This is a genomic window from Streptomyces sp. NPDC051217 (assembly GCF_044455465.1).
Lineage (GTDB): Bacteria > Actinomycetota > Actinomycetes > Streptomycetales > Streptomycetaceae > Streptomyces.
On record NZ_JBITEV010000019.1, the window covers coordinates 134352 to 149179 of the forward strand.

General features: G+C 71.1%; 16 protein-coding genes and 1 riboswitch. Of the genes, 11 read left to right on the forward strand and 5 right to left on the reverse strand.

Annotated elements, in window-relative coordinates:
* Window positions 1–3: 3 nt before the first annotated feature.
* A riboswitch (cyclic di-AMP (ydaO/yuaA leader) is annotated at window positions 4–175 on the reverse strand.
* Window positions 176–544: 369 nt separating this feature from the next.
* Window positions 545–853 (reverse strand): hypothetical protein, encoded by a 309-nt coding sequence (locus ACIBBB_RS32065; protein ID WP_398988253.1) that lies wholly within the window; start codon window positions 851–853, stop codon window positions 545–547.
* Between the two features lie 7 nt (window positions 854–860).
* Window positions 861–1496, reverse strand: coding sequence for an ATP-dependent Clp protease proteolytic subunit (locus ACIBBB_RS32070; protein WP_398988255.1), 636 nt, complete (start codon window positions 1494–1496; stop codon window positions 861–863).
* Window positions 1497–1580: 84 nt separating this feature from the next.
* Between ACIBBB_RS32070 and ACIBBB_RS32075 the strand changes: the two genes are divergently transcribed.
* Window positions 1581–1865, forward strand: coding sequence for a type II toxin-antitoxin system Phd/YefM family antitoxin (locus ACIBBB_RS32075; protein ID WP_398988257.1), 285 nt, complete (start codon window positions 1581–1583; stop codon window positions 1863–1865).
* A gap of 134 nt (window positions 1866–1999) precedes the next feature.
* On the opposite strand, the gene ACIBBB_RS32080 is transcribed toward ACIBBB_RS32075, so the two are convergent.
* Window positions 2000–2995: an ABC transporter permease gene (locus tag ACIBBB_RS32080; protein ID WP_398988259.1), complete on the reverse strand. Its 996-nt coding sequence runs from the start codon at window positions 2993–2995 to the stop codon at window positions 2000–2002.
* Between the two features lie 124 nt (window positions 2996–3119).
* Between ACIBBB_RS32080 and ACIBBB_RS32085 the strand changes: the two genes are divergently transcribed.
* The 8 genes from ACIBBB_RS32085 to ACIBBB_RS32120 all read left to right on the forward strand — a co-directional run bounded on the left by ACIBBB_RS32085 (window position 3120) and on the right by ACIBBB_RS32120 (window position 10197).
* Entirely contained in the window at window positions 3120–3746 is a 627-nt protein-coding gene (locus ACIBBB_RS32085; RefSeq protein WP_398988261.1) for a TetR/AcrR family transcriptional regulator, read from the forward strand.
* Window positions 3747–3881: 135 nt separating this feature from the next.
* Window positions 3882–4184 (forward strand): urease subunit gamma, encoded by a 303-nt coding sequence (locus ACIBBB_RS32090; RefSeq protein ID WP_329390821.1) that lies wholly within the window; start codon window positions 3882–3884, stop codon window positions 4182–4184.
* A gap of 16 nt (window positions 4185–4200) precedes the next feature.
* Window positions 4201–4512 carry an urease subunit beta gene (locus tag ACIBBB_RS32095; protein ID WP_398988263.1) on the forward strand — a complete coding sequence of 104 codons (312 nt, stop codon included), beginning with the start codon at window positions 4201–4203 and terminating at the stop codon, window positions 4510–4512.
* Entirely contained in the window at window positions 4505–6226 is a 1722-nt protein-coding gene (locus ACIBBB_RS32100) for an urease subunit alpha (RefSeq protein ID WP_398988265.1), read from the forward strand. Before ACIBBB_RS32095 ends, ACIBBB_RS32100 begins: the two co-directional genes overlap by 8 nt.
* Entirely contained in the window at window positions 6226–6900 is a 675-nt protein-coding gene (locus tag ACIBBB_RS32105) for an urease accessory protein UreF (RefSeq protein ID WP_398988266.1), read from the forward strand. Before ACIBBB_RS32100 ends, ACIBBB_RS32105 begins: the two co-directional genes overlap by 1 nt.
* Window positions 6901–6954: 54 nt before the next feature.
* Window positions 6955–7650 carry an urease accessory protein UreG gene (gene ureG, locus ACIBBB_RS32110; RefSeq protein WP_398988268.1) on the forward strand — a complete coding sequence of 232 codons (696 nt, stop codon included), beginning with the start codon at window positions 6955–6957 and terminating at the stop codon, window positions 7648–7650.
* On the forward strand, window positions 7647–8438 hold the full coding sequence (locus ACIBBB_RS32115) for an urease accessory protein UreD (RefSeq protein WP_398988270.1): 792 nt from the start codon (window positions 7647–7649) through the stop codon (window positions 8436–8438). The genes ureG and ACIBBB_RS32115 overlap by 4 nt, the downstream gene beginning before the upstream one ends.
* Before the next feature lie 145 nt (window positions 8439–8583).
* The gene (locus ACIBBB_RS32120; RefSeq protein ID WP_398988272.1) at window positions 8584–10197 is read left to right on the forward strand and encodes an alpha/beta hydrolase; all 1614 of its coding nucleotides are present in this window, start codon (window positions 8584–8586) and stop codon (window positions 10195–10197) included.
* A 102-nt stretch (window positions 10198–10299) separates the two neighbouring features.
* On the opposite strand, the gene ACIBBB_RS32125 is transcribed toward ACIBBB_RS32120, so the two are convergent.
* Window positions 10300–11016, reverse strand: coding sequence for a lysophospholipid acyltransferase family protein (locus tag ACIBBB_RS32125; RefSeq protein WP_398988274.1), 717 nt, complete (start codon window positions 11014–11016; stop codon window positions 10300–10302).
* Between the two features lie 143 nt (window positions 11017–11159).
* On the reverse strand, window positions 11160–11930 hold the full coding sequence (locus ACIBBB_RS32130; RefSeq protein ID WP_398988276.1) for a thioesterase II family protein: 771 nt from the start codon (window positions 11928–11930) through the stop codon (window positions 11160–11162).
* A gap of 417 nt (window positions 11931–12347) precedes the next feature.
* On the opposite strand from ACIBBB_RS32130, the gene ACIBBB_RS32135 reads away from it, so the two are divergent.
* Together ACIBBB_RS32135 and ACIBBB_RS32140 are read left to right on the forward strand one after the other, a co-directional pair.
* The gene (locus tag ACIBBB_RS32135; RefSeq protein ID WP_398988278.1) at window positions 12348–12599 is read left to right on the forward strand and encodes an acyl-CoA carboxylase epsilon subunit; all 252 of its coding nucleotides are present in this window, start codon (window positions 12348–12350) and stop codon (window positions 12597–12599) included.
* Window positions 12600–13168: 569 nt separating this feature from the next.
* Window positions 13169–14828, forward strand: a 1660-nt coding sequence (locus ACIBBB_RS32140; RefSeq protein WP_398988280.1) for a type I polyketide synthase, incomplete at its 3' end; no start/stop codon positions are given.

Consider the following 14828-nt stretch of genomic DNA (forward strand, 5'->3'; position numbering starts at 1 on the left):
GCGCAACCCTTCGTCAGCCGCCTGTGAAGGATGACCTGTCGGGTTCGGACAGGCGAAGATGTCCGGCCGCGGATGCGGCTTCACCCCGAGGAGCGGTCCATGGTCGGACCGCCCCGAGCTGCTCGGGTCCTCCACTCCTGCCGATCCACTCGTGTCGACCAGGCATCCGGAGCGGCGGCAGGACTCGGCGTCCACCCGGACCGCCCCGCCGAGGTGGCGGGGGCTTGTCGTCCAAGGGATCTTGACGCGGCCTCAGCGCAAAACCGAGTTGAAACGACGAGATGTGACTCTCGTCACTTATGGCCCATCTGGGTTGGTATGGCCCATTTGGCGAACGGCTCATATGACCGCTCACGCGCTGTACCTGCGACGCAGCGACGCGTTACGACCGGACGGCCGATCGCTAGTCGCAAGTCGCCGGTCCGATCGCCATGGACGGGTCGATACGCCGAACGAGCGGCCAAATCCCGTACGGACGCGTCCGTACGGGCAGCGCGGCGACCGAAGTCCGTCGTGGGGCGGGGATGTGGGGCGCGGGTCCGTATCAAGTCGGCGGGTCCGGCGGCATGGTGACACGCCTGGCCCTGCGCTCCCCGTCGAGTACCCGGAGCGTACGGTCCAGGGTCGGCGTGTGGAGCTCCGTCTCGCCTCGCGCGTGCATCAGCGTCAGCGCGTCGCGCAGTTCGGCGGCCCTGGACACCAGGGCCTGTGCGGCGCGCAGCGCGCTGTAGGTGTCGTCGGCGCGGGACGGGTTGATCCGGCCGACCAGGTCGACGACCTGGAGGTAGCTGTCGACGAAGTCGCCCTCGGCGCGGGTCAGCGCGGGCAGCGGCGGCAGTTCAGGTGGCAGCATCGGCGCTTCACCGCGGGGGATTGAAGCCGAGGGACGACCTGCGGTCCTGCGCCACCTGGTCCACCAGGCCGTACTCCTTGGCGCCCGTCGCGTCGAAGATCGTGTCCCGGTCGATGTCGGCGTCGATCCGCTCGGCGCTCTGCCCGGTGTGCCGCACCAGCGTGGCGGCCATCAGGGCGCGCAGCCGCATCAACTCCTCGGCGTGGATGGCGAGATCGGACGGCTGGCCGCGCACGGGCTCCTCCATCCCCGGCTGCTGGAGCACGACACGCGCGCCGGGCAGCGCCATCCGCTTGCCCGGCGCGCCGGAGGCGAGCAGGACGGCGGCGGTCGACGCCGCCTGGCCGAGGCAGGTGGTCGCGACGTCGCATCCGACGACCCGCATCGTGTCGTAGACGGCGGACATCGAGCTGAGGGAGCCGCCGGGGGAGTTGATGTAGAGCGCGATGTCCTGGTCGGGCGCGGCGTATTCGAGATGCAGCAGCTGGGCGATCACGTCGTTCGCGGCGGTGTCGTCCAGGGGGGTGCCGAGGAAGATGATCCGTCCTTCGAAGAGCTTGGAGTACGGGTCGAGGGAGCGGGTCCCCGCGGAGGTCCGCTCGGTGAACTCCGGCAGGACGTAGCGGGCGGAAGGACGGTTCATGGTGTGCCTCTCCTCGCGTGCCGGACGCGGCTCTCGTCCGTCGGTAAAAAATGTACAGGACGTACAGGTCGTAAGATGGCAACCATGGCCTACGAAATTCCGGTGACGCAAGCGCGGGCAGAACTCGCCGACCTGATCAACCGGGTCGTCTACGGCGAGGAACGCGTGGTCGTGACACGCCACGGCAAGCCGCTGGTCGCCCTCGTGTCGGCCGCTGACCTGGAACGACTGGAGAGCCTGAAGGTCGATGAGGCCGCGGCGGCGGAGGAACGCGTGATCGCCTCGGTGAGCGCGATCCGCTCGGTGACGTCCGCTCCGGGCGAACGCGCGGACTTCGGCATCGTGGCGAAGCACGAGCCGCAGGGCTGACGCGAGCGGTCCGACGGGCGATGACGGGAGGCGCGGCCCGAGGGGGCCGCGCCTTTGGTGTGAACCGCCGTGCGTGCGGGGCGTGTTGGCCGGCCGGGCGCCGCCCGCGCGGGCGGGTGTCGCGTGCCCGGCCGTTACGCCGCCCGTGCCGGCCGCATCGCCGGGCTCGGGGTCCCCGGGCCCTCGGGGGCCGGGGCCTGGCGGCGTGCTCCCGCCGCCAACGCCGTCAGGCCCAGGGCCGCCCAGAGCGCGAGGACGAGGGCCGGGGTGAAGGCCGCGTTTCCTTCGAAGAAGGCGACGGAGCGGAGCAGGGAACCGCTCGCGCCCGGTGGTAGCCATTGGCCGAGCGGGCCGACCGACTCCGGTAGGAGTTCGGGCGCGCTCGACACCCCGGAGAGCGGGTTGCCGACCAGAACCATCAGCAGCGCGCCGAGCCCGATGCCCGGACGGCCGAACAGTGCGGCGAGGCCCGCCACCGCCGAGCCGACGGCCAGTACGGCGAGGCCGAACACCCCCGCCTCCGCCCACCAGTTGCCCGCGATCACGTCCAGCCAGCTGTGCGCCAGGGCGGTGGCGGTGAGGCCCGCCAGGGCCGCCGCGCCGAAGAGCGCGCCCACCGCGCGGATCCCGCGAAGTGCGAGCAGGCTCACCAGGGCGCCGGCCGCGACGCCCGCGAGGGTGAGCGGGAACGCGCTCGCGCCCAGCGCGCTGCCGCGCGGATCCCCGGCGGGCGTGGCGACGACGTCGGTCACCTGGACCTCGGTGCCCTCCGGTGCCTGCGCGGTCAGGGCGTCCCGCAGCAACTGGGCGACCGCCGGGCTCCCCGCCGACGCCGTCAGCAGGTGCGGCCCGCGCGGGGTGGCGACCACCGCCCCGTAGATGTCCCGGTCCTCGATCGCCGCGCGTGCCGCGGCCTCGTCCTCGTACCGGTGCACCTCGAAGGCGTCCGGCCGGCGCTCGAACCCCTGCTGGAGCGGCGCGGTCGCCGAGGCCGGTCCGGCGACGCCCACCGGCACCTCGTGCGGTGCGACGCGGGCGGCCGGCCAGGCGAAGGCCGCGAGCGCCAGCGCGGCGATCAGCGGGATCAGGAGCATCACGCCGATCATGCGGCGCGTGGGAGTGGCGGACATGGGTGTCCTCGCTTCGGTCCACAGGAACTTATAAAAAGAAGGATCGTTCGTTTTGGGGGTGCTGTCACTGTCACCGGCGAGCCGGAGGCTTGTCAAGAAGGAATGTTCGTTTTACGTTGATCGCATGGCCCGTGTATCGCAGCAGCACCTGGACGCCCGCAGGCGTCAGATTCTCGACGGCGCCGCGCGCTGTTTCGCGCGCAACGGCTTCCACGCCACGTCGATGCAGGACGTGCTGCGCGAGGTCGACCTCTCCGCCGGCGCCGTCTACCGCTACTTCAGCGGCAAGGAGGAGCTGATCGGGGCCATCGTCACCGAGGTGCTCGACACCGTCAGGGAGGCGTTCGAGGAGGCCGTGCGCCTGAGCCCGCCCGACCCGCCCGACGTACTGGTCGGCGAGGTGATGGGGCGGGTGCTGGGCGGGGAGCGCGTCCGGGGCACCGCGGCCGGCAAGGACGCCCCCCGTCTGATCATCCAGGTGTGGACGGAAACCCTGCGCAACGAGTCGCTCTCGGAGCTGATGCGGACCGGGTACGAGACGGTGCGCGTCGCCTGGGTCAAGGTCGTCGAGGCGTACCAGGCGGCGGGGCTGATGCGTGACGACATCCCGGCGGAGCATGTCGCCCGGACGATGATCGCCACGGCGCAGGGCTTCGCCGCCCAGCAGGCGCTCTTCGGCGAGGCCCCGGTGGAGGTCCTGCAGAACGGCCTGCGCGGGTTGATGTCCATGGGCGTGCAAAAGCCCGGTTAACCTGCCGGAAAAACTTCCGCCGTAACGTGCGATGTCTGGCTGTGCGGCCCCTGTTCGCGTTCAACAGAGTGTTGAATCGACGTGGGCGAACAACAGGCTCCACGCCGGACCGGGCCGCAACAGTGAGGTGGAAACGTGCAGTTGACCCCGCACGAGCAGGAACGGCTGCTCATCCATGTGGCCGCGGACGTGGCCGCCAAGCGGCTGGCGCGCGGACTGCGTCTCAACCACCCGGAGGCGGTCGCCCTGATCACCTCGCATCTTCTCGAAGGCGCCAGGGACGGCCGTACCGTCGCCGAGCTCATGGCGTCCGGCCGCAAGGTGCTCACCCGCGACGACGTCATGGAGGGCATCCCCGAGATGCTCCACGACGTCCAGGTGGAGGCCACCTTCCCGGACGGCACGAAGCTCGTCACCGTCCACGACCCGATCGTCTGACGGGGGAGCGCAGCCCATGATTCCCGGCGAGATCCTGTACGCCGACGGCGCCGTGCCCCTCAACGAGGGCCGCCCCGTCACCCGCCTCACCGTGCTCAACGCCGCCGACCGGCCCGTCCAGATCGGCTCCCACTACCACTTCGCCGAGGCCAACCCCGGCCTGCGGTTCGACCGCGCGGCGGCGCGCGGCCTGCGCCTGAACGTGGCCGCGGGCACGTCCGTGCGGTTCGAACCCGGCATCCCCGTCGACGTCGAACTCGTCCCGCTCGCCGGACTCCGTGTCGTACCGGGCCTGCGCGGCGAGACCGGAGGACCCCTCGATGCCTGAGCTGAGCAGAGCCGTCTACGCCGACCTCTTCGGCCCCACCACCGGCGACCGGATCCGGCTCGCCGACACCGACCTCCTGGTCGAGATCGAGGAGGACCGCTCCGGTGGCCCCGGACTCGCCGGGGACGAGGCCGTGTTCGGGGGTGGCAAGGTGATCCGCGAGTCGATGGGCCAGTCGCGTACGACACGGGCCGAAGGCGCGCCGGACACCGTGATCACCGGCGCCGTGATCATCGACCACTGGGGCGTCGTCAAGGCGGACGTCGGCATCCGGGACGGCAGGATCACCGGCATCGGCAAGGCCGGCAACCCCGACACCATGGACGGGGTCCACCCCGACCTCGTCATCGGACCCGAGACCGAGATCGTCGCGGGCAACGGCAAGATCCTCACCGCCGGAGCCGTCGACGCCCACGTCCACTTCATCTCGCCGACCCTCGTCGACCAGGCGCTCTCCTCCGGTATCACCACCCTCGTCGGCGGCGGCACCGGACCCGCCGAGGGGACGAAGGCCACCACCGTCACACCCGGCCCCTGGCACCTCGCCCGGATGTTCGCCGCCCTGGAGTCGTACCCCGTCAACATCGGACTGCTCGGCAAGGGCAACACGATGTCCCGCGACGCCATGCACTCCCAACTGCGCGGCGGCGCCCTCGGATTCAAGATCCACGAGGACTGGGGCGCGACCCCGGCCGTCATCGACGCCTGCCTCGGCGTCTGCGAGGAGACGGGCGTCCAGCTCGCCATCCACACCGACACGCTCAACGAGGCCGGATTCGTCGCCGACACCCTCGCCGCCGTCGCCGGGCGGACCCTGCACGCCTACCACTCCGAGGGCGCCGGCGGCGGACACGCGCCGGACATCATCACGGTGGTGTCGGAGCCGTACGTCCTGCCCAGCTCGACCAACCCGACCCGCCCGCACACCGTCAACACCATCGACGAACACCTCGACATGCTGATGGTCTGCCACCACCTCAACCCGGCGGTCCCCGAGGACCTGGCCTTCGCCGAGTCACGGATCAGGCCGACGACCATCGCGGCCGAGGACATCCTGCACGACCTCGGGGCCATCTCGATCATCTCCTCCGACTCGCAGGCCATGGGCCGTATCGGCGAGGTGATCCTGCGGACCTGGCAGACCGCCCACGTCATGAAGAAGCGCCGGGGCGCGCTGCCCGGTGACGGCCGGGCCGACAACCACCGGGTCCGCCGCTACGTCGCCAAGTACACCGTCAACCCGGCCGTCGCACAGGGACTCGGCCACGAGATCGGCTCCGTCGAGACCGGGAAGCTCGCCGACCTCGTCCTGTGGGACCCCGCGTTCTTCGGCGTGAAGCCCCAACTGGTCATCAAGGGCGGCCAGATCGCGTACGCGCAGATGGGCGACGCCAACGCGTCCATCCCCACCCCGCAGCCCGTCATGCCCCGGCCCATGTTCGGCGCGACCGGCGCGGCCCCGGCGTCCAACTCCGTCAACTTCGTCGCACAGGCGGCGATCGAGGACGCGCTCCCCGAACGTCTCGGCCTCGGCAAACGGTTCGTACCGATCGAGAACACCCGCTCCGTCGGCAAGGCCGACATGCGCCAGAACGACGCCCTGCCCCATGTCCAGGTCGACCCCGACACCTTCACGGTGACGATCGACGGCGATGTGGTCGAACCCGCGCCCGCCGCCGAACTGCCCATGGCGCAGCGCTACTTCCTCTTCTGATGAGCCGCGCCGCGCTGCTCGTCCTCGCCGACGGACGGTTTCCGGCCGGTGGTCACGCCCACTCGGGCGGCGCCGAGGCGGCCGTCCGCGCGGGGCGGCTCACCGACGCCCGCGACCTGGCGGCCTTCTGCCGTGGCCGGCTCCACACCACCGGACTCACCTCCGCCGCGCTCGCGGCGGCGGCCGTACTCGGCGTCGACCCTCTCGCCCTGGACGAGGCCGCCGACGCCCGCACCCCCTCGCCCGCCCTGCGCGCCACCGCCCGCAAGCTCGGCCGCCAGCTGATGCGCGCCGCGCGGGCCACCTGGCCCGGACCTGAGCTCGACGCCCTGGCGGCGGCCCGCCCGCGCGGCGCCCACCAGCCGATCGTCCTCGGGCTCGCGGCGCGGTCCGCCGGTCTCGGACCCGAGGACGCCGCGCACTGCGTCCTGTACGAGACGGTCAGCGGCCCCGCCACCGCCGCCGTACGGCTGCTGAGCCTGGACCCCTTCGACGCGACCGGCGTCCTCGCCCGGCTGGCACCGGACATCGAGGAGACCGCGCGGCGCGCCGTGGCCACCGCGCACCGAGCCGTGCGGAAGGGGCCCGGCGCCCTGCCCGCCGCGTCGGCTCCGCTGCTGGACATCACCGCCGAGGCGCACGCGGCCTGGGCGGTGCGTCTCTTCGCCTCGTAACGCCCGACCACGGGCCACCACGCCCCCGCCGCAGGACCACGAAGGAGCCGCACCGTGCACCTCGACCACTCCGACCCGTACACCGGCCCGTATCTGGACCCGCACAGCCACGGGGCCGGGGCGGTGCGCCCCGACGGCTCCCGGCGTGCCTTGCGTATCGGCCTCGGCGGGCCCGTCGGCTCCGGCAAGACCGCGACCGTCGCGGCCCTCTGCCGGGCGCTGCGCGACCAGATGTCCATCGCCGTCGTCACCAACGACATCTACACCCGGGAGGACGCGGCGTTCCTGCTGCGCAACGCGGTCCTGCCGGCCGAGCGGATCCAGGCCGTCGAGACCGGCGCCTGCCCGCACACCGCGATCCGCGACGACATCTCCGCCAACCTCGAAGCCGTCGAGGACCTGGAGGACTCCGTCGGACCGCTCGATCTGATCCTGGTCGAGTCCGGCGGCGACAATCTCACCGCCACCTTCTCCAAGGGACTCGTCGACGCGCAGATCTTCGTCATCGACGTCGCCGGCGGCGACGACATCCCCCGCAAGGGCGGGCCCGGCGTCACCACCTCCGACCTGCTGGTGATCAACAAGACCGACCTCGCCCCGTACGTCGGCTCCGACCTCGGACGCATGGCGTCCGACGCCAAGGAGCAGCGCGGCGAACTGCCCGTCCTGTTCACCTCGCTCACCGGCCCCGACGGGGTGGCACCGGTGGCCGAGTGGGTACGTGCGCGATTCGCCGCCTGGACCGCATGAGCGTCCATGCCACCGCCCGGATCACCGCCGCGCCCGACGGCCGCGGGGGCACGGCCCTGCCGGTGCTGGAGAGCGCCGGACCGCTCGCACTGCGGCGTACGCGCGCGGCGACCGCCGTCCCGGGCACGGGTACCGGCGTGGCCGCCCGCGTCACCGTCGTCGGCGCGATGAGCGCGCCGCTCGGCGGCGACCGGCTCGCCCTGGAAGCGGTCGTACGGGACGGGGCCGCGCTCACCGTCGACGCGGCCGCCGCCATGATCGCGCTGCCCGGCCACCGGACGGGCGACGGGCCCGCCGACCACGCGGGCTACGACACGCGCCTCACGGTCGGCGAGAGCGCCGTACTGCACTGGCTGCCCGAACAGCTCATCTCGGTCACCGGCAGCGACCTGCGGACACACACCCGCGTAGAACTCAGCCCCACCGCCCGGCTGGTGCTGCGCGAGGAACTCATCCTCGGCCGGCACGGCGAGGCGCCCGGTACCGTCACCACCCGGATCACCGTGCACCGCGCCGGCCGCCCGCTGCTGGACCAGCAACTCGCACTCGGCCCCGGCGCACCCGGCGGATGGGACGGCGGAGCGGTCATCGGCGGCCACCGGGCCGTCGGCCAACTCCTGCTGGTGAGACCGGAGTTCGAGGAGAAGCCGGTGGCCCCGCGGCTGCTCGGCGACACCGCCGTACTCACCCCGCTCGCCGGCCCCGGAGCGCTGGTGACCGCGCTCGCCCCGGACGCCCGCGCGCTGCGCCGGGTCCTGGACGACGCCCTGGCGGCGCTGTACCGCTGAGCGGAACCGGCGGCCCGGCTATCGGTTCGGCAAAGAATTGCCGGTTTGGCCTGTTCTCAACTGGCACACAGACGAAAGGATCCCCCTCGGTAACCCTACGAACAGCGTCGCGTCGTGCGGCGCGTCATACAGGGGGAGGTACCACTTGAGACGCACAGCAGTGCTCGGCTCGGCCGGCACTCTGCTCGCGGGCACGCTCATAGCGACCACGCTCGCCGCCACCTCGGCGAGCGCCGACGGCCGCGCCGACAGTGGCGGGGCCGCGCAGAGCAAGGAACAGAAGACACGGAACGCCCAGGCGGCCGGAGCCGAGGTGGCCGCCGCCCGCGCGGCGAAGAAGGGGATCGACTGGGCGGACTGCCCGGCCGAATGGTCCCTGGAGAAGCCGATCCAGTGCGGCTACGTGAGCGTCCCGCTCGACTACGCCCGTCCGAACGGCAAGCAGATCAAGATAGCCGTCGACCGGATCGGCAACACCGGCACCAAGGGTGAGCGTCAGGGCTCGCTCGTCTACAACCCCGGTGGCCCCGGCGGTTCCGGCATGGCGTTCCCGCGCCGCGTCGTGACCAAGAACGCCATCTGGGCGGATGCCGCGAAGGCGTACGACTTCGTCGGCTTCGACCCGCGCGGGGTCGGGCGCTCGACGCCCATCTCGTGCATCGACCCGCAGGAGTTCGTCAAGGCTCCCAAGGCCGACCCCGTCCCCGACAGCGAGGCCGACAAGCGCGCCCAGCGCAAGCTCGCGGCCGAGTACGCGGACGGCTGCAAGGAGCGCAGCGGCTGGATGCTGCCGCACATGACGACGCCCAACACCGCGCGTGACCTGGACGTCCTGCGGGCCGCGCTCGGCGACAAGAAGCTCAACTACGTGGGCGTCTCGTACGGCACCTACCTGGGCGCCGTCTACGGCACGCTCTTCCCGTCCCATGTACGGCGCATGGTGCTGGACAGCGTGGTCAACCCGTCGAAGGAGAAGATCTGGTACCAGGCCAACCTGGACCAGGACGTCGCCTTCGAGACGCGCTTCGACGACTGGAAGAAGTGGGTCGCCGAGAACGACGCGACGTTCCACATCGGCGACACCGTCGCCAAGGTCGAGAAGCAGTGGGAGAAGCTTCGCGCCACCGCCAAGAAGGAACCGATCGGCGGCGTCGTGGGACCGGCCGAACTCATCGGCCTCTTCCAGAGCGCCCCGTACTACGACTCCAGCTGGGTGCCGGTCGCCGACACCTGGAGCAAGTACCTGGCCGGAGACACCCAGGCGCTCGTCGACGCCGCCGCGCCCGACCTGTCGGACACGGTGGGCAACGCGGCCGCGGAGAACGGCAACGCGGTCTACACCGCCGTCGAGTGCGCCGACGCCAAGTGGCCCACCAGCTGGCGCACCTGGGACCGGGACAACACCCGGCTTCACCGCGACCACCCGTTCCTCACCTGGGCCAACGCCTGGATGAACCTGCCCTGCGCCACCTGGGGCGTGGAGCAGCAGACACCCGTCGAGGTCCGGACGGGCCGGGGGCTGCCGCCCGTACTGATCGCGCAGTCCACGCGCGACGCAGCCACCCCGTACGGGGGCGCGGTCGAGCTGCACAAGCGGTTCGAGGGCTCACGCCTGATCACCGAGCGGGACGCCGGTTCGCACGGCATCACCAATCTGGCGAACCCGTGCGTCAACGACCGGGTCGAGTCGTACCTGCTCAGCGGCGAGCTCGACAGCCGCGACGTGACGTGCGCACCGCACGCCACGCCCAAGCCGTGACGGCCTAGTCGGGTCGCAGGGCACGGGAAGCACCGAAAAGAAGGAGGGGGCGACGGCCGAAGACGGCCGTCGCCCCCTCTCGCACGTCCGGCTCGTCGGCCGTCAGCGGCGCAGGCGCGGGAACTTCTTCCCCGACGACCGCTGGGCCTCCTCGGCCTTCACATCGGCGGCGTACCGGTCCACGTACTCCTGCCCGGACAGCCCGAGGATCGCGTACATGATCTCGTCGGTGACGGCGCGGACCGCGGCCTTCTGGTTCTCCAGGCCCGCGTAGCGCGAGAAGTCCAGCGGCTCACCGAAGCGGATCGTGACCCGCTTGATGCTGGGGATCTTCTGACCGGGCGGCTGGATCTCGAACGTACCCACCATCGCGCACGGCACCACCGGGACCTGCGCCCTGATGGCCATCACCGCGACGCCGACCTTGCCCTTGTAGAGCCGCCCGTCGTGCGAGCGCGTGCCCTCCGGGTAGATCCCCAGCAACTCGCCCTTGCCGAGCACCCCGAGCCCTTCCCGGATCGCCGCCCGGCCGGCTTCCTTGCCGGACCGGTCGACCGGGATCTGGCCCACGCCGCGGAAGAACGAGGCGGTGAGACGTCCCTTGACGCCGGGCCCGGTGAAGTACTCGGCCTTCGCGAGAAACGTGATCCGCCGCCGGATGATCGCGGGCATCAGGAAGTGGTCGGAGAAGGAGAGATGGTTGCCCGCGAGGATCGCGGCACCGTCGGCCGGTATGTGTTCGAGCCCCTCGATCCGCGGCCGGAAGAGCAGGCGCAGCAGGGGGCCCAACAGCACGTACTTCAGTACGTAGTAGAACACGGCGTTTCTCCCACTCTGCCGGACCGGCTGCGTCGGTGTCCGCCTGATCACAACACACAGGCGAGAGTTCAGTCGATCCGTGGGCGGGGTTGGTATCCGGTTCGGACACGGTCCCACCGCCCCCGGCGGCAGCGGCGGTGCGATCAGACGCGGGGCGGCGCGGGCACGATCAGCTGGGAGATCGCGGAGATGACCTCGGCGGGGCGCGCCGTCAGATAGAAGTGGTCGCCCTGGAAGACGCGCATGGTGAACCCGCCCGTGGTGTGGTCGCGCCAGCTGCCGGCCTCGTCCAGCGTGCTCAACGGGTCGGCGTCGCCCACGAAGACGTGGATCGGGCAGGCGACCCGTGGGGTGCCGGACGGCCGGTAGGTCTCGATGGCGCGGTAGTCGGCGCGCAGGGCGGGCATGATCAGGCGGAGCGTGTCGGGATCGTCGAAGACGGTCGCGTCGGTCCCGCTGAGCGCCTGGACGTTGGCGATGATCGCCGCGTCACCCTGGCGGTGGAGGGTCTCGTCACGGAACCGGGACGGCGCGCGCCGGCCGGACAGGATGATCCCGAGAGGGGACCGGTCCAGCTCCCGTTCCATCAGCCGGGCCACCTCGAAGGCGACGGCGGCACCCATGCTGTGGCCGAAGAGCCACGTCCGGTCCAGATCCTCCAGCGGAAGTTCACGGAATATCGCCGCGGCGAGGTTCTCCACATTGCCGATGGCCGGTTCCGCGTAACGGTCCTGACGCCCCGGGTACTGGACGGCGAGGACCTCGACCTGCCCGGAGAGCGCCCGGGAGACAGGGAAGTAGTAGCTCGCCGCACCGCCCGCGTGGGGGAAGCAGATCATCCGGGGCGACGTCCGGTCGGACGGATGAAACTCTCGAATCCAGTTCGAGGCGTTGTTGCTGGATATGGCGGCCATCAATCAAGTTCCTTGGATCGGTCCGACTGAAGCCTCTGCCTCAGGCTACGTCCAGCGTTCCTGGGTGTGCGGGCGCGTGGCGACCCCTGCCGGCCCCTATCGACCCCTCCCTCCGCCGGTGGCTCGTGCTGCCCGCAATGGCGGCCCGTTCTGCTGAAGGGGGTTCCCGGCGGTCATCGGATTAGGGGGAGGGCCCCGGGGATTAGGGGGTCGATCCGCTGGAAGGACGGTGCGGGAGGACCCTTCAATGAAGGTGTGACGGTAGCCGACAGCCGGCTCGCCCCTGGTGCCCGCCGTCGCGCGCCAGGCGTACGACGGTACCCGCATCGCCGTGGAAATGCCGTCTCCGGCGAACGGGAGAAAGCACGGATGTAGCTGTTCTCGGAGCACCGGAGGGAAATGATGCAGCCCAACCACGTGGCCGACACGCGAGTACGGGAACCCGTCGCCCTGACGTCCGCCGAACACCTCGTGCGCGTCGTCAGAGGCGCACCCGGGGAGATGGAACTCGCCGCGCTGCTCGCGGTGCTGTCCGCCCTGACCGGTACTCGGGAGCAGGTCGTCGCGTCCTCCGCCGCCCGGCAGAGGCGTAAGTCCGGCTGGGGCGAGGTCCGGTACACGCCGCCGAGCGCCTGGACGGCCGGCCGCGAGAGGGAATGGCGGCACTGAGCCGCACCGCCCGAGCGGACACCGGGGCGCGGTGTCCGCTCGGGCGGTGACCTCGCCCCCAACTGCCGTGCGGAGCCGCCCCGTACCGCGCGTGACAGATCAACTCCTGCCGCGATCAGCGCGCCGACGCCGGGCCGAGAGGCCCGGCGCAGTCGGCGCGCGGCTGTTCGCGCGGTCTGAACGCCGCCTCGCGCCTGTGTGCCGACGCGCTTTCCCGCACCCTGCCGACAGCAGGTACGGGACAGAAACGGAACCTCGGCAGCCGCCGTTCGCGGCGTCTCTGTGCTCGGGCCGAGCGTCGACCGCCGACGTATCCGGAGCGGGACAACGGTGCCCGGCTCTTGGGACTGAGTCACGCGGCCCGCATGGCCCCGGCGCACTGCGGTGCGGCCGGTGTGCGCCGTACACCGGCCCGGACGGCAGGGGTCGGAAGCCGGTGGTCGGGCCGGGCCACGGGGTCGGGGCACGTTAGGGGCGATCAGGGGTTGGGGGGTCTTTTCACCCTGCGTAACGTTCCCGGCAAGCGCGCGTCGTAAGTGTCGACGCCCTTTCGACCCGGGGTGGCTTTGGTGAGCAACCAGGAGAAGCTTCTTGACTACCTCAAGCGCGCGACCACGGACCTGCGCACAGCCCGCAGACGCGTCGCCGAGCTTGAGCAGCGTGACCAGGAACCGATCGCCATTGTCTCGATGGCCTGTCGCTACCCGGGTGGAGTGAATTCCCCCGAGGATCTGTGGCGGCTCGTCGACGACGGTGTCGACGCGGTCTCCGAATTCCCGGAGGACCGGGGCTGGGGCGTGGAGAACATCTACGACCCCGAACTCGGCAAACCCGGGAAGACCGCCTCCCGTATGGGCGGATTCCTTTACGACGCCCCCGACTTCGACGCCGAGTTCTTCGGCATCAGTCCGCGTGAGGCGACCGGCACCGACCCGCAGCAGCGGCTGCTGCTTGAGACGTCGTGGGAGGCGCTGGAGCGCGCCGGGATCGCTCCCGACTCGCTCAAGGGCAGCGCGACCGGTGTCTATGCCGGGGTGATGTACCACGACTACTCCGGCGGCAGTAACGGCGGAAGCATCGTCTCCGGCCGCGTGTCCTACACCCTCGGCCTCGTCGGCCCCGCGGTGACCATGGACACGGCGTGCTCGTCGTCACTGGTCGCCCTGCACATGGCGATCCAGTCGCTGCGTTCCGGTGAGACCTCGCTCGCCCTCGCGGGCGGTGTGACGGTGATGTCCACCCCCGAGATGTTCATCTACTTCAGCGAGCAGCGCGGCCTGGCCACGGACGGCCGCTGCAAGTCGTTCAGCGCCGCCGCCAATGGCATGGGCTGCTCGGAAGGTGTCGGCGTTCTCGTACTGGAGCGGCTGTCGGACGCGCGTCGTCTCGGGCATCCGGTGCTCGCGGTGGTGCGGGGGAGCGCGCTGAACCAGGACGGTGCCAGCAACGGTCTGACCGCCCCCAACGGCCCCGCGCAACGGCGCGTGATCAAGCAGGCGTTGGCGAACGCGGGTCTGTCGGCGGCGGATGTGGACGCGGTCGAGGCGCACGGCACGGGCACCACGCTGGGTGACCCGATCGAGGCCCAGGCGCTGTTGGAGACGTACGGGCAGGGCCGCCCCGACGGGAAGCCGCTGTGGCTGGGGTCGATCAAGTCGAACATGGGTCATACGCAGGCGGCGGCGGGTGTCGCGGGGATCATCAAGATGGTCGAGGCGATGCGCCACGGGAAGCTTCCGCGGACGCTGCATGTGGATGAGCCGACGCGGCAGGTCGACTGGGAGGCCGGCGCTGTCCGGCTGCTGACGGAGGCGCGGGACTGGCCGAGCGAGGGCCGTCCGCGCCGCGCGGGTGTGTCGTCGTTCGGGATCAGCGGAACGAACGCGCATGTGATCGTCGAGGAAGCCGTCCCGGTCGGGGAAGAGCCGGTCGAGCGGCGGGAGTTGCCTGTCGCTCCGGTGGTCGTCACGGCGAAGACGCCGCTCGCGCTGGAGACCCAGATCGAGCGGTTCAAGGCGCTGATGGAGGACGGGAACCCCCTCGACGTGGCGTACTCGGCCATGACGGGGCGTGTTGTCCTGGAGCATCGTGCGGTGCTGGTGGGCTCCGAGACCGTGATCGGCTCGGTCACCGAGGGCAAGGTGGCGTTCCTGTTTACGGGGCAGGGGAGTCAACGCCTGGGTATGGGGCGTGAGTTGTATGAGACGTTTCCGGTGTTCGCGATGGCGT